Source organism: Mesorhizobium sp. M0040 (assembly GCF_040323505.1).
GTDB lineage: Bacteria > Pseudomonadota > Alphaproteobacteria > Rhizobiales > Rhizobiaceae > Mesorhizobium.
The window spans coordinates 184,891-206,091 of sequence record NZ_JAMYVA010000009.1 but is presented as its reverse complement, the minus strand read 5'-3'; the positions used below and the strand labels follow the sequence as shown (position 1 = coordinate 206,091).

21 protein-coding genes and 1 pseudogene are annotated in these 21,201 nt (G+C 61.5%); 17 read left to right on the top strand and 5 right to left on the bottom strand.

The window, feature by feature from the left end; all coding sequences use genetic code 11:
• Nucleotides 1-98: 98 nt before the first annotated feature.
• Together NKJ91_RS11420 and NKJ91_RS11415 are read right to left on the bottom strand one after the other, a co-directional pair.
• Nucleotides 99-1,007, bottom strand: a pseudogene (locus NKJ91_RS11420) (beta-ketoacyl synthase N-terminal-like domain-containing protein); the annotation flags it as partial.
• Nucleotides 1,008-1,053: 46 nt separating this feature from the next.
• Nucleotides 1,054-1,632 (bottom strand): TetR/AcrR family transcriptional regulator, encoded by a 579-nt coding sequence (locus NKJ91_RS11415; protein ID WP_352455619.1) that lies wholly within the window; start codon nucleotides 1,630-1,632, stop codon nucleotides 1,054-1,056.
• Nucleotides 1,633-1,711: 79 nt separating this feature from the next.
• On the opposite strand from NKJ91_RS11415, the gene NKJ91_RS11410 reads away from it, so the two are divergent.
• Nucleotides 1,712-2,074, top strand: a complete 363-nt coding sequence (locus tag NKJ91_RS11410) for a hypothetical protein (RefSeq protein WP_352455618.1) — start codon at nucleotides 1,712-1,714, stop codon at nucleotides 2,072-2,074.
• A 111-nt stretch (nucleotides 2,075-2,185) separates the two neighbouring features.
• Nucleotides 2,186-2,644, top strand: coding sequence for a nuclear transport factor 2 family protein (locus NKJ91_RS11405; RefSeq protein ID WP_352455617.1), 459 nt, complete (start codon nucleotides 2,186-2,188; stop codon nucleotides 2,642-2,644).
• Nucleotides 2,645-2,856: 212 nt separating this feature from the next.
• On the opposite strand, the gene NKJ91_RS11400 is transcribed toward NKJ91_RS11405, so the two are convergent.
• Nucleotides 2,857-3,816: a LysR family transcriptional regulator gene (locus tag NKJ91_RS11400; RefSeq protein ID WP_352455616.1), complete on the bottom strand. Its 960-nt coding sequence runs from the start codon at nucleotides 3,814-3,816 to the stop codon at nucleotides 2,857-2,859.
• Nucleotides 3,817-3,939: 123 nt separating this feature from the next.
• On the opposite strand from NKJ91_RS11400, the gene NKJ91_RS11395 reads away from it, so the two are divergent.
• From NKJ91_RS11395 to gph, 10 genes are all read left to right on the top strand, one after another.
• Nucleotides 3,940-4,986 carry a class 1 fructose-bisphosphatase gene (locus NKJ91_RS11395; RefSeq protein WP_352455615.1) on the top strand — a complete coding sequence of 349 codons (1,047 nt, stop codon included), beginning with the start codon at nucleotides 3,940-3,942 and terminating at the stop codon, nucleotides 4,984-4,986.
• Nucleotides 4,987-4,991: 5 nt separating this feature from the next.
• The gene (locus NKJ91_RS11390) at nucleotides 4,992-5,864 is read left to right on the top strand and encodes a phosphoribulokinase (protein ID WP_352455614.1); all 873 of its coding nucleotides are present in this window, start codon (nucleotides 4,992-4,994) and stop codon (nucleotides 5,862-5,864) included.
• A gap of 10 nt (nucleotides 5,865-5,874) precedes the next feature.
• Entirely contained in the window at nucleotides 5,875-7,896 is a 2,022-nt protein-coding gene (gene tkt / locus NKJ91_RS11385; RefSeq protein WP_352455613.1) for a transketolase, read from the top strand.
• A gap of 10 nt (nucleotides 7,897-7,906) precedes the next feature.
• Nucleotides 7,907-8,986 carry a class II fructose-bisphosphate aldolase gene (fba, locus tag NKJ91_RS11380; RefSeq protein WP_352455612.1) on the top strand — a complete coding sequence of 360 codons (1,080 nt, stop codon included), beginning with the start codon at nucleotides 7,907-7,909 and terminating at the stop codon, nucleotides 8,984-8,986.
• Between the two features lie 21 nt (nucleotides 8,987-9,007).
• Nucleotides 9,008-10,501, top strand: coding sequence for a ribulose-bisphosphate carboxylase large subunit (locus tag NKJ91_RS11375; protein WP_502903574.1), 1,494 nt, complete (start codon nucleotides 9,008-9,010; stop codon nucleotides 10,499-10,501).
• 18 nt (nucleotides 10,502-10,519) lie between these two features.
• On the top strand, nucleotides 10,520-10,954 hold the full coding sequence (locus NKJ91_RS11370) for a ribulose bisphosphate carboxylase small subunit (protein ID WP_023678835.1): 435 nt from the start codon (nucleotides 10,520-10,522) through the stop codon (nucleotides 10,952-10,954).
• Between the two features lie 7 nt (nucleotides 10,955-10,961).
• Nucleotides 10,962-11,900, top strand: coding sequence for a CbbX protein (gene cbbX, locus NKJ91_RS11365; RefSeq protein WP_352455611.1), 939 nt, complete (start codon nucleotides 10,962-10,964; stop codon nucleotides 11,898-11,900).
• 62 nt (nucleotides 11,901-11,962) lie between these two features.
• The gene (rpe, locus tag NKJ91_RS11360; protein WP_352455610.1) at nucleotides 11,963-12,649 is read left to right on the top strand and encodes a ribulose-phosphate 3-epimerase; all 687 of its coding nucleotides are present in this window, start codon (nucleotides 11,963-11,965) and stop codon (nucleotides 12,647-12,649) included.
• Between the two features lie 40 nt (nucleotides 12,650-12,689).
• Nucleotides 12,690-13,247, top strand: coding sequence for a thioredoxin family protein (locus tag NKJ91_RS11355; RefSeq protein WP_352455609.1), 558 nt, complete (start codon nucleotides 12,690-12,692; stop codon nucleotides 13,245-13,247).
• A complete protein-coding gene (gph, locus tag NKJ91_RS11350; RefSeq protein ID WP_352455608.1) occupies nucleotides 13,244-13,945 on the top strand; it encodes a phosphoglycolate phosphatase in 702 nt (233 codons plus the stop codon). The genes NKJ91_RS11355 and gph overlap by 4 nt, the downstream gene beginning before the upstream one ends.
• A 61-nt stretch (nucleotides 13,946-14,006) precedes the next feature.
• Here gph and NKJ91_RS11345 read toward each other — a convergent pair whose 3' ends face one another.
• The gene (locus tag NKJ91_RS11345; RefSeq protein ID WP_352450669.1) at nucleotides 14,007-14,387 is read right to left on the bottom strand and encodes a c-type cytochrome; all 381 of its coding nucleotides are present in this window, start codon (nucleotides 14,385-14,387) and stop codon (nucleotides 14,007-14,009) included.
• Between the two features lie 617 nt (nucleotides 14,388-15,004).
• On the opposite strand from NKJ91_RS11345, the gene NKJ91_RS11335 reads away from it, so the two are divergent.
• The 3 genes from NKJ91_RS11335 to NKJ91_RS11325 are packed head-to-tail and all read left to right on the top strand — an operon-like array spanning nucleotide 15,005 to nucleotide 17,494.
• Nucleotides 15,005-15,991 carry an ABC transporter substrate-binding protein gene (locus NKJ91_RS11335; protein ID WP_352455606.1) on the top strand — a complete coding sequence of 329 codons (987 nt, stop codon included), beginning with the start codon at nucleotides 15,005-15,007 and terminating at the stop codon, nucleotides 15,989-15,991.
• Nucleotides 15,988-16,785, top strand: coding sequence for an ABC transporter permease (locus NKJ91_RS11330; RefSeq protein ID WP_352455605.1), 798 nt, complete (start codon nucleotides 15,988-15,990; stop codon nucleotides 16,783-16,785). The genes NKJ91_RS11335 and NKJ91_RS11330 overlap by 4 nt, the downstream gene beginning before the upstream one ends.
• Nucleotides 16,754-17,494: an ABC transporter ATP-binding protein gene (locus NKJ91_RS11325; RefSeq protein WP_352455637.1), complete on the top strand. Its 741-nt coding sequence runs from the start codon at nucleotides 16,754-16,756 to the stop codon at nucleotides 17,492-17,494. Before NKJ91_RS11330 ends, NKJ91_RS11325 begins: the two co-directional genes overlap by 32 nt.
• A gap of 102 nt (nucleotides 17,495-17,596) precedes the next feature.
• Here the strand turns inward: NKJ91_RS11325 and NKJ91_RS11320 are convergent, their stop codons facing one another.
• Entirely contained in the window at nucleotides 17,597-17,950 is a 354-nt protein-coding gene (locus tag NKJ91_RS11320; RefSeq protein ID WP_352455604.1) for a hypothetical protein, read from the bottom strand.
• A 670-nt stretch (nucleotides 17,951-18,620) separates the two neighbouring features.
• Between NKJ91_RS11320 and NKJ91_RS11315 the strand changes: the two genes are divergently transcribed.
• Complete coding sequence (locus NKJ91_RS11315) at nucleotides 18,621-20,522, top strand: methanol/ethanol family PQQ-dependent dehydrogenase (RefSeq protein ID WP_352455603.1); 1,902 nt, start codon at nucleotides 18,621-18,623, stop codon at nucleotides 20,520-20,522.
• A 154-nt stretch (nucleotides 20,523-20,676) separates the two neighbouring features.
• A complete protein-coding gene (locus NKJ91_RS11310; RefSeq protein WP_352455602.1) occupies nucleotides 20,677-21,201 on the top strand; it encodes a c-type cytochrome, methanol metabolism-related in 525 nt (174 codons plus the stop codon).

Genomic DNA, 21,201 nt, shown 5'->3' with positions numbered 1-21,201 from the left:
CAGAGCCTGCCAGTCGGTTTCGATCGAATCATTCGTTCCCATCTGGCCGAGGAATCACATCTCGATTCCACCAGTCCACATCTAAGTTAGCGCCTATGGGGCGAAATCCCTGCTTGGGCGATTGCGATCTCCATGGCCCGGCGCGCACCGTCGCCGTCCTCGGGACCGGAGGTGACGTGATGAGCATCCGCCGTCGTGCCGTAGCCGACAAGCTCGGCCAGCGGTCTTGCGCCGCGCGCCAGCGCGTGGCTCAATTCCTCGATGACCAGCATGCCGGCTCCTTCGCCCATGACGAAGCCGTCCCGCGACTTGTCGAACGGTCGGGAGGCCTCATCAGGACGGTGATTAAAGGACGTCGAAAGAGAGCGTGCCGCGGCAAACCCACCGAGGCTGACAAGATTCATGCATGCTTCCGTCCCGCCGCACACGGCAATATCGGCCTCGTTGGCGCGGATTAGGCGAGCCGCATCGCCGATCGCCTGAATGCCGGCCGCGCACGCCGTCACGGGTGCACCGAGCGGACCTTTGAAGCCATAGCGGATCGAGACGTGGCCTGCCGCGAGGTTCACCAGGAAGGACGGCACCGTAAAAGGTGATAGACGGCGGACGCCGCGCCGGTCGACCGTGCGCACCGCCTCGGTTATGGCCGGGAACCCGCCGACGCCCGAGGCGATGATCGTGGCCGTGCGCAAGCGATCCGCTTCCGAGACGGGGGCCCATCTTGCTTGGGCGAGCGCCTCTTGTGCCGCGGCCAGCGCAAAGAGAATGAACCGGTCCACCTTGCGCTGATCCTTCGGCGGAAGGATGGCTTCCGGATCGAAACCAGCGTCCGGATCTTCTTCTGTCGAGGGCACCACCCCGCCGACCTTCGCCGGCAGGTCGCACACCACGTCATCCGCAAGCCTCCGGATCCCAGAGCGGCCGGCCAGGAGACGCGACCAGGACGCTTCAACATCGGCAGCAAGGGGCGTAACCGCTCCCATGCCCGTAACAACAATCCGTCGCATCTATTTTCCTGTCAGTTTGGGCGCGCCGCAGGCGCCGCGACGCCGTTCAAGTGCCGGCTGATTCACGAACTTGATTGGCCGCCGCATCCAGAAAGGCCTGCGCGAGGTCAGGATCGTTGATGAGGCGCGATAACATCAGCGCACCGACCATCGTCGAGAGAATGGCCATGGCCCTGCCATCGAACTCCCCGCCACTGGTCTCAGCAATGAAACGGCCGAGGATCTCGAGATGCTCCTTGATCCCGGCTTCGAACGGCGCTTTCACGTCCTTGCCCTGTCTGGCGGCATCCGAGCCGAGCGCCACGATCGGGCAGCCGTCCATCTTTTCTCCGCGATGGTCCATACTGAGGTAGAACGCGATCACCGCGCCAAGCGGATCATCAGGGTTTGCCGCAGTCGCGGCCGACCATCGATGGGTGGCGCTCTCCATCGCCCGCCTGGACGCCTGCGCCGCCAGGTCGTCCTTGGATGCGAACTGCTTGTAAAATGCGCCTTGGGTCAGTCCGGCACCCTTCATCAGATCCTTAAGGCCGATACCGTCAAAGCCGCGCTCCCGAAAAAGGCGGCTTGCCACGTTGATGACGGTTTCTCGGTTTTCCGCTGCCTGAGTACGACTTACGCGCATTGTTGACCTCTTTTTTAGATTGCGTTCGTAATCTATAGCCTATATAGAGTTCGAACGCAATCTAAAAAGGAGATACGAAATGATCCGCAAAACCCTGAGCGCATCGCTCCTGGCCGCGCTGTTTCTTGCGACCCCGGCTTTTGCCGAGGAAGCCACCATCGGACGCCCGATCGAGGGCGGCAGCCTGCACGAGGGACACCTTGACATGGTTGTCTACTACGTCCCGGTCGACGGCGACCTCCTGGAGGTCACCGCCACCTTCGCGCCGAAGACCGGGGGCGATCCGCTGCGCGTCGTCATGGGCCTCGCCGACGACGACTCCGTGGCATTTTCCATGCCGGGCCACCAGGACTCGCTCTACGCGTTCTCAAGGTCCGGGGATGAGGTGACGGTCTCGACCGAGACTGACATGCATCTGCGAGCCGACGCGACAATACGCTGATCCGAAGTTCAGACCGCAGCCGGCGTGCTGCTGGCCGTGGGCTCTCGCGTCCGCTCGGCTCGCCGCACGGTGCCTCGATCACGCCATCGAATAAGTTTGGGGAGAGGTCAAATGCTATACAGTTATTTTGTCGAGAAATCGATCCGAGAGAGCTTCGACCACGTCAACAACCATCGCTGGGATGAGGCGGTGAAGGCACTCGCGCTGCATGTCCATCACCGCGTTTCCGGCGCCGACGCACTTGGTGGTGAGCGCCGCGACAAAGAAGCCATGCGCCGCTGGTTTGAGCGCCTCGGCCGCGTCCTGCCCAATCTCCATCTCACGGTCAACCACATCTGGGTGAAGGGCTGGCCGTGGCATACCACCGTGTTTGCCCAATGGGACGGTACCGCAACGCTGCTCAATGGCGACGCGTCGTACGTCAACCGTGGTCTCCACGTGTTCACCCTGCGGTGGGGCAGAGTCTATGCACTTGAGGAATTTTACGATTCACAAGCAGCGGCCCGCGGTCTTGCCGCCCAAGCGGCAGCTGGCCTCGAAGAAGCTGTCGCCGAACCAATTGTAGGCTAGCAGACGCTCAGTCAGAGCCCACCCGTTCCGTGAACGCGGGGGCGCTACCGCGTGGGCCAGCGCTTGGAGGGCGGTCGACTCAGCTCCGCAAATGCGTGCCACCAGCGATGCCTCCCTATCCTCGGCGCGTGGACGTCGGTCTGGAGATCACAGCCGATCAGCCGCTGATACACACCATCGTTTATCTGAAGCGTTTGCCTGGACCGCGCGCCCTAACTCGCGCGACCTCTACTGTTCAGTTCCTCGTGCGGATAGAGCTTGCCGAACAGTGGCAGGTACATCGCGCCCTTGCGCATCAGAAAATCGTGGAAGGTCGCCATCGCCGGCGAGATCGCGTGATCGCTGCGCATCACCGAAAACCATTGCCGGCGGATCGGCATGCCGACGACGTCGAGGATGACCAGCCGGCCGGCTTCGGTTTCGGCAGCGATGGTGTGGGCAGAGATGAAGGCGATGCCGAGCCCGGCCATCACCGCCTGCTTGATGGTCTCGTTCGAGCCCATCTCGACGCCCAGATCGTCGATGCGGCCAGGCACGTCGCTCAAAAATATTTCCAGCGAGATGCGCGTTCCGGAGCCGGGCTCGCGAATGAGGAAATGCTCCTCGGCGATCCGCTCCTTGGAAATGTCGCGTGCCGACGCCAGCGGGTGGTCGGGCGGTGCGATGATGACCAGCGGGTGATCGCCGAAGACCGAAGCACGCACCGGGACTTCCTTGGCCGGGCGTCCCATCAGCGCGATATCGATGTCGTGGTTCTTCAGATTGTCGATCGTCTCGGCGCGGTTGCCGATGGCAAGGCGCATGTCGATATCGGGATGTTCCTTCATGAAGGCGGCCATCAGCCGCGGCGCGAAATATTTGGCCGTGGAAACGACGCCGAGCCGCAAGCTGCCGGCGCGCACGCCCTTGATCGCATCCATCTTGTCTTCGAGCAGACGAAGCCGTTCCTCGATGGCCTGTGCCGTCTCGACGAAGGCCAGACCTGCGGCAGTGGGACGCATGCCGTCCGACGTCCGGTCGAACAAGGCCAGTTGGAACTCCTCCTCCACCTGCCGCAACTGGATCGTCACCGCTGGAGGAGACAGGCCTAACACCCTGGCCGCGCTGACGATTTTTCCGTGGCTGATGATTGCCTGAACGGTCTTGAACTGCTTGAGCGTGAGGTTTCTCATAGGGCATACTAAAATTTTTTAAGTGCCTGAGTAAAGTTATTGAATTTTACTTATCCAGCGTCGTTTGTTCTCCTTTCCCAATCCGGCCGACCCGAGGAGAGGCGGCTGGATCGGGAGGTTACGATGCCAGCGGCAACGCTCGACGCTTTTCTGAACTCCTATCTTGGCGAGCCGGACGAACTGCGCTCCGCCGTCGTAGCGACCATCCGTCAGCTGACGCAGGCGGCCACCACGATCCGCAACACCATCAATCAAGGGGTGCTCGGCACGGCCTTTGCCGGAACCCGCGGCGCCAATGCTGACGGCGACATCCAGAAGGATCTCGATGTCTTCGCCGATGACATCTTCCTCGACGCCATGCGCCACGCTCCGGTCGCGCTCTACGCTTCCGAGGAACTGGAGCAGCCGGTGCTGCTCGACAGGCAAGCGCCTCTTGCCATCGCCATCGACCCGCTCGACGGCTCATCCAACATCGACACCAACGTGTCGATTGGAACGGTCTTCTCGCTCCTCCCTGCAATTGGTGCGCCGGATGGGAATCCGGCCGCCTCGTTTTTGCAGGCAGGCGTGAACCAGCTGGGCGCCGGTTTCTTCATCTACGGCCCGCAGCTGGCGCTGGTTCTGTCGCTCGGCAGCGGCACCCATGTCTTCGTTCTCTCAACCCGGCTCGGCACCTTCGTCCAGGCCTACGAGAGCCGGATCATCCCACAGCGAACCCAGGAGTTCGCCATCAACGCCGCCAACTACCGGCATTGGGACGAGGCGGTGCGGCTCTACATCGATGACTGCCTTGAAGGCACCGAAGGCCCACGCGAGAAGGACTTCAACATGCGCTGGATCGCCTCCCTGGTCGCGGACTGCTACCGCATATTGATGCGCGGCGGCGTATTCCTGTATCCAGGCGATAAGCGCAAGACTTACCGCCAGGGGCGACTGCGCCTCGTCTATGAGGCAAACCCGATCGCCTATCTCGTCGAACAGGCGGGCGGTGCCGCCACCGATACGATCAACCGCATCCTCGAAATCGAACCAGAGAACCTTCACCAGCGCGTGCCCATGGTTTTCGGATCGGCGCGGGAAGTCGCGCGCATCACCCGCTACCACACCGAGCCGAGCGCCATCGGCGAGCGCGCGCCGCTGTTCAGCCGCCGCGGCCTTTTCAGGGCCTGAAGACCATGTCGGCAAAGCACCCCATCATTACCATCACCGGGTCGTCGGGCGCAGGCACCACCTCTGTCAAGCGCATCTTCGAGCTGATCTTCCGGCGCGAGAACATCGGGGCCGCCTTCATCGAAGGCGATGCTTTCCATCGCTACGACCGCGCCACGATGAAGGCGAAGGTGGCCGAGGAGGAAAAGGCGGGCAATCCGAACTTCACCCACTTCCACGCCGAGGCCAATGAACTGGCAATCCTCGAAGAGGTATTCGAGGAATATGGCCGCCGGGGAACCGGAAAGACCCGCACATACATCCATGATGAGGATGAGGAGAAGCAGTACGGCACGCCGCCGGGACATTTCACCGAATGGCGCGAATTTCCGCCGAGCCACCTGCTCTTCTACGAGGGCCTGCATGGCTGCATCGTCACCGACAAGATCAACCTGGCCAGGCACGCGGATCTCAAGATCGGCGTGGTGCCGGTCATAAATCTCGAATGGATCCAGAAGATCCATCGCGACCGCGCAACGCGCGGCTATTCCACCGAGGCGGTGATGGACGTGATCCTGCGTCGCATGCCGGACTATGTCCGCTACATCGTCCCGCAGTTTTCGCAGACCGCCATCAACTTCCAGCGCGTGCCGATCGTCGACACGTCCAATCCATTCATCGCGCGCTGGATACCGACGCCCGACGAATCGATGCTGGTTATCCGCTTCGCCAATCCCCGCGGCATCGATTTCCCCTACCTGCTTTCGATGATCCACGACTCGTTCATGTCGCGGCCGAATTCCATAGTGGTGCCCGGCAACAAGCTCGACCTTGCCATGCAGCTGATCCTGACGCCGCTCATCCTGCAATTGATCGAACGCAAGAACCGTGTGTCGTGAGGAGGACGCCATGAACAGCCAGGCAGCAGCACTGAAGCCCGTCGCCGCCGTCTCGGAGCGCGACATGGCCAACGCCATTCGCGCACTGGCGATGGACAGCGTCCAAAAGGCCAATTCCGGTCATCCGGGCATGCCGATGGGCATGGCCGATGTCGCAACGGTGCTGTTCAGCCGCTTCATCAATATCGATCCGTCGGCCCCCAACTGGCCCGATCGTGACCGTTTCGTGCTGTCGGCCGGGCACGGCTCGATGCTGCAGTATGCGCTGCATTACCTGCTAGGCTTTGAAGACATGCCTATCGAAGAATTGCAGCGGTTTCGCCAGCTGGGCAGCCGCACCGCCGGACATCCGGAATATGGCCATGCGCTTGGCATCGAGACGACGACCGGCCCGCTTGGACAAGGCATTTCGACCGCTGTCGGCATGGCGCTGGCGGAGCGCATGCTTGCGGCCCGCCACGGCGCCGATCTCGTCGACCATTTCACCTACGCGATCGCCGGCGACGGCTGCCTGCAGGAAGGCATCAGCCACGAGGCGATCGATCTTGCCGGTCACCTGAAGCTCTCCCGGCTGATCGTCTTTTGGGACGACAATGCGATCTCGATCGACGGGCCCACTTCCCTGTCGACATCGATGGACCAGCCGGCGCGGTTCAAAGCCGCTGGATGGCATGTCCAGTCGGTGAACGGCCACGACACCGAAACCGTTGCGGCGGCAATCGAAGCGGCGCAGCAATCGGACCAGCCGTCTCTGATCGCCTGCCGCACGGTGATCGGCAAGGGAGCGCCCAATCTGGGCGGTTCGGAAAAGACGCATGGCGCGCCGCTGGGCGATGCGGAGATCGCCGCGACGCGCGAAAACATCGGCTGGGCCTTCGCGCCGTTCGAGGTGCCGGACGATATCCTTTTCGCCTGGCGCGAGATTGCCGGCCGCGGTCAAGCGGCACGCCGTGCCTGGGAGCAGCGGCTTGCCGCCTCACCACGGCGGCAGGCCTTCGAGAGCGCGGTCACCGGCGCCCTGCCCGACGCGGTCTTCGAAGCACTCGGCGCTTTCCGCAAGGAGCATGTCGGGAAGGCGACCAAGGTTGCAACGCGAAAAGCCTCGGAAATGGCACTCGCTGCGATCAATGGCGCAACCGAACTGACCGTCGGCGGCTCCGCCGATCTGACGCATTCGAACCTGACGATCACCAAGGGTATGAACCGCATCGCGCCGGGTGACTACGCCGGCCGCTACATCCACTACGGAATCCGCGAGCACGGCATGGCGGCAGCCATGAACGGCATCGCACTGCATGGCGGCTTCGTGCCTTATGGCGGCACGTTCCTGTGCTTCGCCGACTACGCGCGCGGCGCGATGCGGCTCTCGGCGCTCATGGGCCAGCGCGTCATCTATGTGATGACGCATGATTCCATTGGTCTCGGCGAGGACGGCCCGACCCACCAGCCGATCGAGCACCTGGCGATGCTGCGGGCGACGCCAAACCTCAACGTCTTCCGTCCGGCCGACATCATCGAAACGGCGGAGTGCTGGGAACTGGCGCTGAGAAGCGAGAAGCGGCCGAGCGTGCTGGTGCTCTCGCGCCAGAACCTGCCGATGCTGCGCCAAGCACCTAGCGGCGAGCCACACAGCGACGAGAACCGGTCGAGCCGGGGCGCCTACATCCTGCGCGAGCCAGCCGGGCACCGCGCGGTGACGCTGATCGCCACCGGCTCGGAGGTCGAAATCGCGGTTGCCGCCGCCCTACGGCTGGAGACCGAGCACGGCGTCGCCGCCGCGGTTGTCTCGATGCCGTGCTGGGAGCTTTTCGAGGAGCAGGATGCCGGCACCCGCAAGGCCGTCCTCGGCTCGGCGCCCCGCATTGCCATCGAAGCCGCAGCACGGCTCGGCTGGGATCGCTGGATCGGCGACACCGGCACTTTCGTCGGCATGGCCGGTTTCGGCGCCAGCGCCCCTGCCCCGGATCTTTACCGGCATTTCGACATCACGCCCGAAGCCGTCGCGGCAGCGGCGCTGAAGCTCATCATCTAGGAGGACGACCATGGCCCGCATCACCCTTCGCCAGCTTCTCGACCATGCCGCCGAGCACGGCTACGGGGTGCCGGCATTCAACATCAACAACATGGAACAGGGCCTCGCCATCATGGAGGCCGCCAGGGCCTGCGATGCGCCGGTTATCATCCAGGCCTCGCGCGGCGCCCGTTCCTATGCCAATGACATCATGCTGGCCAAGATGATGGAGGCGTTGACCGAAATCCATCCGGCCGTTCCGCTATGCATCCATCAGGATCACGGCAACAACGAGGCCACCTGCCTGTCGGCGATCCGCCACGGCTTCACCTCGGTGATGATGGACGGATCGCTGATGGCGGATGCCAAGACACCGGCGAGCTACGACTACAACGTCGCCATCACCGAACGTGTCGCACGCATGGCGCATTGGGTCGGCGCTTCAGTCGAAGGCGAGCTCGGCGTGCTCGGCTCGCTGGAAACCGGCCAGGGCGAGGCCGAGGACGGGCACGGCGCTGAAGGTGCGCTTTCCCACGACCAGCTTTTGACCGATCCCGACCAGGCGGTCGACTTCGTGACCGCCACCCGGGTCGACGCGCTGGCGATCGCCTGCGGTACCTCGCACGGCGCCTATAAATTCAGCCGCAAGCCTGACGGCGGCATCCTGGCCATGCAGGTGATCGAGGCGATTCACGAAAAGCTGCCCAACACGCATCTGGTCATGCACGGGTCTTCCTCCGTGCCGCAGGAACTGCAGGACATCATCAACAACTATGGCGGCGAGATGCCCCAGACCTTTGGCGTCCCGGTCGAGGAAATCGAGCGCGGCATCCGCTACGGCGTGCGCAAGGTCAACATCGACACCGATTGCCGAATGGCCATGGCCGGGCAGTTCCGCCGCGTTGCGACGGAGGACCCGCGCGAATTCGATCCGCGTAAATTCCTGAAACCCGCCATGGACGCCCTGCGCGACCTTTGCCGCGATCGATTCGAACGCTTCGGCACCGCAGGCCACGCGTCGAAGATCAGGGTGATCGCCATGGATGAGATGGCGAAACGTTACGCCGCAGGAAAGCTCGACCCCCAAATCGCAACAGCGAAAGCCGCCTGAGCGGCAAACAGGAGACCTGCCATGAACAAGATCGACATGCCCTCAGCAGGCACGCTCAAGGAAGGCAAGGAACGCTACAGGTCGGGCGTCATCCCCTACAAGAAGATGGGCTACTGGGAGCCGGACTACCGGGCCAAGGAGACCGACCTGATCGCCATGTTTCGGATCACGCCGCAGCCCGGCGTCGACCACGAGGAGGCGGCCGCCGCCATCGCCGGTGAATCCTCTACCGCGACATGGACCGTGGTGTGGACCGACAGGCTCACCGCCTGCGAGCTCTACCGCGCCAAGGCATTCAAATCCGAGCCGGTGCCGAACACAGGTCCAGGCACCAGGATCGAGCAACAGTACTTCGCCTATATCGCCTACGACCTCGACCTGTTCGAGCCCGGCTCCATCGCCAACCTGACTGCATCGATCATCGGCAACGTGTTCGGCTTCAAGGCCGTCAAGGCCTTGCGGCTCGAGGACATGCGCATCCCGGTGGCTTACCTCAAGACCTTCCAGGGCCCGGCGACCGGCATCGTGGTGGAACGCGAGCGGCTCGACAAGTTCGGCCGGCCGCTGCTCGGCGCGACGACGAAGCCGAAGCTTGGCCTGTCCGGCCGCAACTACGGCCGCGTCGTCTACGAGGCGCTGAAGGGTGGCCTCGACTTCGTCAAGGACGACGAGAACATCAACTCACAGCCCTTCATGCATTGGCGCGACCGTTTCCTCTACTGCATGGAGGCTGTGAACAAGGCGTCGGCCGCCACCGGCGAAGTCAAGGGCCATTATCTCAACGTCACCGCCGGCACGATGGAGGACATGTACGAGCGCGCCGAATTTGCAAAACAGCTTGGCTCCTGCATCGTCATGATCGACCTCGTCATTGGCTACACGGCAATCCAGTCGATGGCCAAGTGGGCACGCCGCAACGACATGATCCTGCACCTGCACCGGGCCGGCAACTCGACCTATTCGCGCCAGAAGAACCACGGCATGAATTTTCGCGTCATCTGCAAATGGATGCGGATGGCCGGCGTCGATCACATCCATGCCGGCACGGTGGTCGGCAAGCTGGAAGGCGACCCGCTTATGATCAAGGGGTTTTATGACACGCTGCGCGAGGAGCGCACGCCGCAGAACCTCGAAACCGGGCTGTTCTTCGATCAGGACTGGGCCTCGCTCAACAAGGTGATGCCCGTCGCCTCCGGTGGCATCCATGCCGGCCAGATGCACCAGTTGATCCATTATCTCGGCGAGGACGTCATCCTGCAGTTCGGCGGCGGCACGATCGGCCATCCGGACGGCATCCAGGCCGGCGCGACGGCCAATCGCGTCGCGTTGGAGGCGATGATCCTCGCCCGCAACGAGGGCCGCGACTATCTGCGCGAAGGGACCAAAATCCTCGAACAGGCGGCCAGATGGTGCACGCCGCTCAAGGCGGCCCTGGAGACGTGGAAGGACGTCACCTTCAACTACGAATCGACCGACACGGCCGACTTTGTGCCAACCGCAACGCCGAGCTTCTAGACGAAAGGAACCGTCGCCATGATGACCAATCCCGGAAACAAGGTCACGCAGGGACAGTTTTCGTTCCTGCCCGAGCTAACCGATGAGCAGATTTCGGCGCAGATCAAATACGCACTGAAAAACCACTGGGCGGTCAGCGTCGAATACACGGACGATCCACATCCGCGAAACACCTATTGGGAAATGTACGGCAACCCGATGTTCGACCTGAGGGACCCGGCGGGCATCCTGCTTGAAGTCAACAATTGCCGGAAAGCCATGCCCAACATGTATGTCCGGGTCACCGCCTTCGATTCGACCAAGGGCTGGGAAGCACCGCGCATGTCATTCATCGTCAACCGGCCACCCAATGAACCCGGGTTCCGGCTGCTGCGCCAAGAGCGTGACGGCCGCAGTCAGGGCTATTCGATCGTGCCTTATGCGACCGACAGGCCCGAAGGCGAACGGAGCTAGGCGAACCATGCTGGACGCGATAGCAAAGAGCGCTGCCGCGCAGGGCGAATCGGTTGATCTACAGGCCGAGTTCGAGGCGTCCAACATCGACGAGGTGATGGACAAGCTCGACCGCGAACTCGTCGGCCTGAAGCCCATCAAGACCCGCATCCGCGAGATCGCTGCGCTGCTCCTGGTCGACCGGCTTCGCCGCAAGTTCGGGCTGATCTCTGGCGCGCCAACGCTGCACATGAACTTTACGGGAAATCCCGGTACCGGAAAGACCACCGTGGCGCTCAGAATGGCCGAAATCCTGCATCGTCTTGGCTATGTCCGCGAAGGGCACATGGTCGCGGTGACGCGCGACGATCTCGTCGGCCAGTATGTGGGCCACACCGCGCCCAAAACCCGCGAAGTGATCAAGCGCGCCATGGGCGGGGTGCTTTTCATCGACGAGGCCTACTATCTCTACAAGCCCGAGAACGAACGCGACTACGGCCAGGAATCGATCGAAATCCTGCTGCAATGCATGGAAAACAACCGTGACGATCTGGTTGTGATTCTTGCCGGCTACAAGGACAAGATGGACCGCTTCTTCGACAGCAATCCCGGCATGCGCTCGCGCATCGCCCATCACCTCGATTTTCCGGACTACGGCGTCAGCGAACTCAAATCAATCGCCGAGATCATGCTGGCGGAACAGAATTACCGTCTCAGCGAAGCGGCGGCCAAGGCCCTCGAAGAGTATCTCCCGATCCGCATGCGGCTGCCGCATTTCTCCAACGCCCGCTCCGTTCGCAATAGCCTCGACCGGGCGCGGCTTCGCCAGGCCAGCCGGCTTTTCGCATCGCGCGACCGGGCGTTGACGAAAATCGATCTTATCACCATCGAGGAATCCGATATTCGCGGCAGCCCGGTGTTCGCGGAAGGTAAGCTCGAAGGCGAACCGGAGACGAAGGCGCGCTGACAAGATGACGGCGGTTGGTGTGCAGCGACCGGAAACGGACGACAGAATGGGAGCCGACGACCATGGATACCAAAACAATCATCGCGCCCTCGGTGCTTTCCGCGGACTTCTCGCGGCTCGGCGACGAGGTCGAAGCGGTCGTCCGGGCGGGTGCCGATTGGATCCATCTCGATGTGATGGATGGCCATTTCGTGCCCAACATCACCTTCGGTCCGCCGGTGGTCAAGGCGATCCGCAATCGAACGGACAAGGTCTTCGATTGCCACCTGATGATCGCGCCGGCCGACGCCTATCTAGGCGCCTTCGCCGATGCCGGCTGCGACATCATTACGGTGCATGCCGAGGCCGGACCGCATCTCGACCGATCGCTGCAGGCAATCAGAAATCTCGGCAAGAAGGCAGGCGTGTCGCTAAACCCGTCAACGCCGGAAAGCGTCATCGAATATGTACTTGACCGGCTCGATCTGGTGCTTCTGATGACGGTCAATCCGGGCTTCGGTGGCCAGGCCTTCATTGCGGCGGTCGTCGACAAGGTCAGGCGGGTCAAGGCGCTGGTCGGCCATCGTCCGATCGACATAGAGATCGACGGCGGCGTCACGCCCGAAACCGCTCCGCTTGTCACCGCGGCCGGTGCCAATGTGCTGGTCGCCGGCTCGGCCATCTTTAAGGGCGGCACCGAGGCGGCCTATCGCGCCAATATCGGCACCATCAGGCAGGCGGCCGACGGGGCGATCCGGAAAGCGGCGTAAACCGTTTCATCGGAGGGCAAACATTTCATCGGAGGAAATCTTGGCGGCAATCCCACCTGTCTGCGATTTCGGCTGGCGAGCCATCGACGCCGTTTTGCCCGGCGTCGACGGCACATCGCATTCGATCTTAAGCCACGCCGGCCCGAACGGGCTGGTGGTGGCCTTCATCTGCAACCACTGCCCCTATGTGAAGGCGGTGATTTCACGGATGGTGCACGATGCCAATGACCTCAAGGCCGAAGGCATCGGCTTTGTCGCGATCAACTCCAACGATAGCGACGCCTATCCGGATGATTCCTTCGACAACATGAAGCTCTTCGCCGGGACGAACGGCTTCACTTTCCCCTATCTCCATGACGAGCACCAGACGGTGGCGCGTGCCTACGGAGCCGTTTGCACTCCGGATTTCTTCGGGCTCAACAACGAGTTGACGCTGCAATATCGCGGCCGGCTTGACGCGTCGCGACGCGACGCCGAATCGCCCGGACTGAGGCGCGACCTGTTCGAGGCGATGAAGCAGGTTGCCCGAACCGGCGACGGACCGCTGGACCAGATCGCTTCGATCGGCTGTTCGATCAAGTGGAAGGATGCTGCATGAACGTCGGCGCAGTCAGGCCGTTTCGATCGCGCAAGGCGATCCTGTTCGATCTCGACGGCACGCTGGTCGATTCGGCGCCTGATATAGCGGCCGCCGTCAACGAATTGCTGGCCGGACACGATCTGCCGCCGCTGCGGCTGGATCAGGTCAAGGCCATGATCGGCGGCGGCATCAGGAAACTGGTCGAACGAGCCTTCGCGGCTTCCGGCACGCCGCTCCTCGGCACTGCACTCGATGAGGCCAACCGCGTCATGGCGCCGATCTATCGCAGGCATCTGACCGGCCGCACGAGGCTGATGCCTGGCGTCAGGGAGGTTCTCACGCACTTGCATTTGAGCGGAATAGCCTTGGGCGTGGTGACCAACAAGCCGCAGCTGGCAGCTCGCGAAATCCTGCTGCATTTTCGGCTGACGGACTATCTCTGCGCGATCGTCGGCGGAGACGCGGTGACATACTTGAAGCCGGCGCCAGACGCGCTGTTGCTGGCGCTCGACCTGCTTCAGGTCGAACCTCGTGACACGCTGATGGTCGGAGACAGTAGCGCCGACGTGGCCGCCGCCCGCGCCGCCGGCATGGCAGTCATTCTGCTGCGTGGCGGATACAGCCAAATTCCCGTTGAAGAGCTTGGCGCCGACCTCGTTTGCGACAGCCTGTTCGATCTGCCGTCAGCGATGCAGAGGCTGCAAGACGCTGCGTGACCCCATGCGCAAAGCCGAGCCAACGCCGGCCGAGCGCAGTCCAACGGCCGGCGGTACCGCGTTATTTTGAGAATTGCTTGAGATAAGCAATGACGTTGGCGATGTCCTCGTCTTTCTTGAGGCCGACAAACGCCATCTTGGTTCCTTTGACCATCGCCTTGGGATCGCGAAGGTAGGTCGTCAGCGTAGCCTCATCCCATTTGACGCCGGACTTGCCGGCCTCGGTCATGGCCTTGGAATAGCTGAACCCCGGATGCGTCCCGGCCGTTCGGCCGATAACGCCGTTCAAGGACGGACCGACCTTGTTCTGGTCCTTGTCTGCGACGTGGCAGACCTTGCATTTGGCGAAGACCTTCTCACCCGCCGCGGCATCCTGTGCCTGAGACTGGGTAGTGACAAAGGTGGCGACGGACACGGCGGCGAAAAATGCGACTGCGCGCATGGCATTTCCTCATTGATCGTGTGAGTGCCCGGGACACTTTACGCGTGTCGATGCCTTGATCGCCGGCATTCGTTTTAAAGCGGGAGAGCGAACTATTCGTCCTTCCTCCCCGGACTGGCAGCACCTGCACGCCTCGAAAAGCTAGACTGCCGATGAAGGAAGTCAATCGTACAAAGGTCCTGTTTCGTTTCCCGACTGCGCGAAGGGAGGTGTGTAGCGACACGCGGTCCACATCATTGACGCCTGTTGGCCGAACGCGTAGCCTCACTCCAACCGGTTTGCTGTTTGGGCACCTTCAGGAATCCGCGCAACTCCAAAGCACGAACTCTGGAGAGTTCGCCGCGCAGGCGACGATAAGTGCCAAATGGACATGGTCGATCTCATATTAACGGTGTGCCTTAGCGCCAATCCGGGCAATTGCCGACATGAACATCTCTATTTCGAGAGCCGCGGCTCTCTGTTCCAATGCATGTTCCTGGCGCCCACCGAGATCGCAAAATGGTCTCAGGAACATCCGAGTCTCAAGGTCGTGCGCTGGAAATGTGCCGTTCCGAGCAAGGAACGAGCGATTTGATCGACATTCCTGGTTCGTCGACGACCCTAAAAGAGGAGACGCCATGATGATTTCGCGGCGCACGACGCTGCGCTTGGCGGCTCTGGGGGCCATCCTCGCCTCAAAGCCGGTTGCCGTGTTTGCGGCCGCTAAGGTCCGAATTGGTGTCCTGAAGTTCGGCACCGTGAGCTGGGAACTCGATACGTTGAAACGCCACAAGCTCGACGAGGCCAACAGGATCGATCTGGAAATTGTCTACTTCGCCGGGGAGGATGCGACCAACGTCGCGCTGCTGGCCGGCGCGATCGACATGATCGTGACCGACTGGCTGTGGGTCTCGCGCCAGCGCTCCGAGGGCGGCGACCTTACATTGGCCCCTTATTCGACCGCCGTGGGGGCAATCATGGTGAAGGAGGAATCGCCGATCCGGACGCTCGCCGACCTCAAGGAAAAGAAAATCGGTGTCGCCGGCGGCCCGCTCGACAAGAGCTGGCTACTGGTCCAGGCGCTGGCCAGACGCGATCACGGCCTCGACCTGCCGACAGCCTGTGACGTCGTCTTTGGCGCGCCGCCGCTGATTTCTGAAAAGGCGATGCAAGGCGAACTCGATGCCGTGCTCAATTTCTGGCATTTCTGCGCCCGGCTCGAGGCCAATGGCTTTCGTCGGTTGATCGGTGCGGATGACGCGACGAAAGCGCTTGGTGCCTCGGGCCCCGTGTCGGCACTCGGCTACGTCTTCCACGACCAATGGGCGAACGACAATCCGGATGCCGCCCGGGGCTTCGTCAAGGCATCCAAGCAGGCCAAGGACTTGCTGGCCAAATCCGATGATGAATGGCTGCGCATGGCGCCACTCATTCGCGCAGAAGGCAAGGAGCTGGAAAAACTGCGCGACCGCTATCGCCAGGGCATCCCAAGACGGCCGGTCGCCGAAGAAGCGGCCGATGCGGGCAAACTCTATCACGTGCTGGCCGCGATAGGCGGCGAGAAGCTGGTTGGCAGGGCGCCCGAGATGGCGCCCGGCACGTTCTGGCCGGAACTCGCGAAATGACCGCAACGGAAGACAAGTCGGGTCGATCCGGCTTTGCGACGCCGCTGACGCCAGCGCTGACGGTAACGGTTTCCCTGATTGGACTTTGCCTGCTGTGGGGCCTCGCGGCTCATCTGTGGCAAAGCCGTGCTTTCCCCCCACCAGGAAAGGTCTGGCAGGTACTGCTCAGGGAAGCGGCGAGCGGTGACCTTTTTTATCATCTTGGCGCGACGCTCGGACGGGTTGCTGCGGCGTACGTCGTCGCAATGATTATCGGCTCGGTCATCGGCGTCATCCTCGGGAGCTACCGCGGTGCGGACCGGTTCTTCAGTCCGTGGGTGGTCCTGTTTCTCAACATTCCCGCGCTGGTGGTCATCGTGCTCGCCTATATCTGGTTCGGCCTCAACGAGGCGGCGGCGATTGGCGCAGTTGCCGTGAACAAGATCCCGAATGTCGTGGTGACGATGCGCGAAGGCGCCAGGGCGTTTGATCCGCGTTATGCCGAAATGGCCGCCGTCTACCGCTTCGCCCCACTCGAGCGCATCCGCCATGTCCTGCTGCCGCAACTGCAGCCCTATTTTGCCGCGGCCTCGCGGTCCGGCATCGCCCTCATATGGAAGATCGTCCTGGTGGTCGAACTGCTCGGCCGCTCCAATGGCGTCGGTTTCCAGATCTATCTTTATTTCCAGCTCTTCGACGTCGCCGCCATTCTTGCGTACACGCTGGCTTTCGTGGCGGTGATGCTTGTCATCGAACTTCTCCTGGTGCAGCCCATTGAACGACATGCAACCCGTTGGCGCCGCCGTCCCGCTTAGGGTCGACATCGCCGAAAAGACCTTCAGGTCCGCGCAAGGCGTGTCGATCACGGCGCTTCAGGGTCTGTCCTTCGAGGTCCGGCCGGGCGAATTCGCTTGCCTGTTTGGGCCGTCGGGCTGCGGCAAGACCACGACGTTGCGCATCCTGCTTGGACTGGACAAAGACTTTTCTGGCTCTTTCCAACTGCCGCAAGGCGGCTCGAACCGCATTGCCGCCGTGTTCCAGGAGCCTACTTTGCTGCCATGGCGGACGGTGGAGCAGAATGTCAGGCTGGCGCTGCCGAAAAGCCTAAGAGCGAAGAGTCTCGACGAGCTGTTTGACACTCTCGGCCTCGCCGGTATGCGCTCGCTCTATCCGGCGGAGCTTTCGCTCGGCCTTGCGCGCAGGGCAGCGCTTGCCAGGGCTTTCGCCACCGAACCGGCGGTACTTTTCCTGGACGAACCCTTTGCCTCCCTCGACGAACAGACCGCCGAGCGGCTTCGGCAATTGCTTTTGACCGTCTGGTCAGCGCGGCCTACGACCGCCTTGATGGTAACGCACAATCTGCGCGAGGCACTGATGCTGTCGGACCGCATCATCGTGCTTGCGCAGCGCCCAACTCACGTGCTCGGCATGTTCGACGTAGGCTTGCCGCGGCAACATCGCAACCCACAGGTGATGAGCGACCTTTTGCTGTCGTTCCACCAAAAATTTCCGGGCGTGGCCTGATCGCCTTACGGCTCGAATGCGGATTGCAAGGTATTTCGCAGCCAATGGCCTATAGAAACGGCGAGACTGTGAGGCACCGCCACGCGCGCCTGTTTCGCCTGATTAAAAGCAACGTACGTCGGCTTCCGCCTGCGCGCGTTTCAGTTCCGTGCGCGCCGCCTTCGCTGGCGCGCTTTCGCGAAACAACCCTGCGGCCTCCCCTGTCGTCAGCGACATGCTTTTGAAGGTCTCCGCCCTCTCATAGTGATCGTAAGGAAGGATCGAGGCGATAACATCGATCGAGCAGGAACAGCTTTCAAGCGCCTGACGTGTCTGGCCATTTGTTTGCATGCAGCCGAGCACGTAGTCGGCAATCGTTGCCGTCGGGTAGTCTCCCGCCGCGTTGGCCAAGTTCGCAAAGGCCAGCGTCGCCGCAAAGGCCACCGGCAAGCTGAGAGATCCAACAGACCTTATCATGAGGAACCTCCAGTTGGCCTGGACACCATGCATCCAGACGGGATCATCGCTCCAGTTGGCGACGTGCCGCAAAGCCAGTCAAGCTCCCATGGCCTGCGTATACGACCAAAGGAGGAATGCCCTATCGACCGACAAGAGCCAGCTTCATGACCCCCTGAGCACCTCTTTCACGCGTTTATTTCATGCGTCGCTCACTATCGGCAGCCAGCGAGATGCACGCATACTTACTCCGATGTGCCTCGTGGAATATATCGAAATAACGTCAAATATATATCACCTTGAGAATACGGGAACAATATGGTTGCTATATATGCCGCAGCTGGCGGCCATTCTCTTATTAGTTTTTCACCCGATGCTTATTTTACTGGTTTCTAAATATTGCATCGCACCATAATCGATATTGCAGCGCAACGACGCATTGTAGGTTTTTGCTTGCCTGGTCTTTTACGATGACATAGCTTTTTCCTGTTTCCGGCTTCAAGAGCGCCACCGTCATCAGGGAGCGGCGGCAGTCTTTCGAAGACCAAGGGGGGCGGGCGGTAACGGTGCCCTCTGCTTCGGGGTAGGTCGTGACAGCTGCCGGAAAATAACTTCCCAACGTGAATTGCTTGGGCAGGCCCCTGTGGGGCTTGACGGTCGATTCTTCACTGTGAACCCGGGAGGATTTTGGATGCGTGTACTTGCGAAAACTACCTACATACTGACGACCGCGGCGTTTTTATCGCTCGGCGCTGCCTATACGGCTTCGGCCAATGAAGACCTTGCAAAGCTCGCATCGGATGCGAAGAACTGGGCGATGCAGACGGGTGACTACGCCAACACCCGCTATTCCAAACTCAACCAGATCACTGCCGACAATGTGAAGAACCTGCAGGTCAAATGGAGCTTTTCCACCGGCGTGCTGCGTGGTCACGAAGGCGGGCCGCTGATCATCGGCGACGTGATGTATGTCCATACGCCTTTCCCAAACAACGTCTTTGCTCTCGACCTCAAGAATGACGGCAAGATCCTGTGGAAATACGAGCCCAAGCAGGACTCGAACGTCATTCCGATCATGTGCTGCGACACGGTCAACCGCGGTGTCGCCTATGGCGACGGCAAGATCATTCTCAACCAGGCCGACACAACTGTCGTCGCGCTCGATGCCAAGACCGGCAAGGTCGTCTGGTCTGTCAAGAACGGCGACCAGACCGACGGCGGAAAGGGCGAATCCGGCACGTCGGCACCCGTAGTCATCAAGGACAAGGTGCTCGTGGGCGTCTCCGGTGCTGAATTCGGTGTTCGCGGCTGGCTGGCCGCCTACAATCTGAAAGACGGCAAGCTCGCCTGGAAAGCCTATTCGGAAGGTCCTGATGCAGACACCCTTCTCGATCCCGAAAAGACGACTCATCTCGGCAAGCCTGTCGGAAAGGATTCCGGCACGAACACCTGGGAAGGCGAACAGTGGAAGACGGGCGGCGGCACGACATGGGGATGGTATTCCTATGATCCCAAGCTGAACCTGGTCTATTACGGCACTGGCAATCCCTCGACGTGGAACCCGGTCCAGCGCCCAGGCGACAATCGCTGGTCCATGACAATCATGGCTCGCGATGCGGATACCGGTGTTGCCAAATGGCTCTACCAAATGACCCCGCATGATGAGTGGGACTATGACGGCATCAACGAGATGATTCTCGTCGATGGCATGGAGGTCAACGGCGCCAAGCACGACGTGCTGGTGCATTTCGACCGCAACGGCTTTGCCTACACAATGGATCGCGCCACCGGCGAACTTCTCGTCGCCAAAAAATACGATCCGGCAGTGAACTGGGCGACGGAAGTCAACATGGATCCCAAGAGCGACCAGTATGGCCGCCCGCAGGTCGTCGCCAAGTATTCGACCCAGCAGAACGGCGAAGACACCAACTCGACCGGTATCTGCCCGGCCGCGCTTGGAACCAAGGACCAGCAGCCGGCCGCCTACTCGCCGAAGACCGGGTTGTTCTACGTGCCGACCAACCATGTCTGCATGGACTATGAGCCTTACAAAGTGAGCTACACCGCCGGTCAGCCCTATGTGGGCGCCACCGTGTCGATGTATGCGGCGCCCGGTGGTGACGGCAACATGGGCAACTTCATTGCCTGGGATGCAGCCAAGGGTGAGATCGTCTGGTCGAAGCCCGAGCAGTTCTCGGTTTGGTCGGGCGCATTGGCGACAGATGGCGACGTCGTCTTCTACGGTACCCTCGAAGGCTACATCAAGGCGGTCGATAAGGACGGCAAGGAACTTTACAAGTTCAAGACCCCGTCCGGCATCATCGGCAACATCACGACCTATGAGCATGACGGCAAGCAGTACGTCGCCGTTCTGTCCGGCGTCGGTGGATGGGCCGGTATCGGTCTGGCAGGTGGCCTGCTTTCGCCCGATAACGCCGCTGCCTGGCATGGCGCCGTCGATCAGGGCCGTGCGCAGGGCGACGAGACCGCGGTCGTTGGAACCGCTGGTCTGGGTGCCGTCGGCGGTTACGCGGCACTTGCCGACTATACGACGCTGGGTGGTCAGCTCACCGTCTTCGGCCTCCCGGACTGATAACCGGGAAGAGCCTTACGACTAGGTTCGAAAACGAGAGCCCGGGTCACCCGAAGCCGGGAACTGGGCTCTCGATTACGCGCGCATCCAAACACCGATCAATGCCGCTGCACGACGGCAGCCAGTGTCCCTGGCAAATGAAGGAAGAGTCTGAATGATCGTTCGCATTGCAGTTTCCGCTCTCGCCCTGGTCCTGCTGCCTCTGGCCAGCTCAAGTCTGGCACGGGCCGAAGACAGCATGGAAAAAGCCAAGGCGGTGAAGCAAGAAGGAGGCAAGTATGTAGATGCGGACGGAAATCCGACCTACAAGATCGAAAACGGAACCGTCGATTGGTACACGTTCAGCGGGTACCGCCGGTATCACTCCGATTGCCATGTCTGTCACGGACAGGACGCAACAGGTTCGAGCTATGCGCCTGCCCTGGTCAATAGTCTGAAAACCATGGATTACGCCACGTTCCTGTCGATCGTCGCCGAGGGCCGCAAGAATGTCGGCGGCGGCAAGGAAAACGTCATGCCTGCCTTTGGCGACAACAAGAACGTCTATTGTTACCTGGACGATCTCTACGTCTATCTGCGCGCGCGCGCCGATGGCGCGGCACCCCGCGGCAGGCCGCCCAAGCACGAAAACAAGGCTCAGGCAGCCAAGGATGCCGAAGCATCCTGCATGGGTGGATGA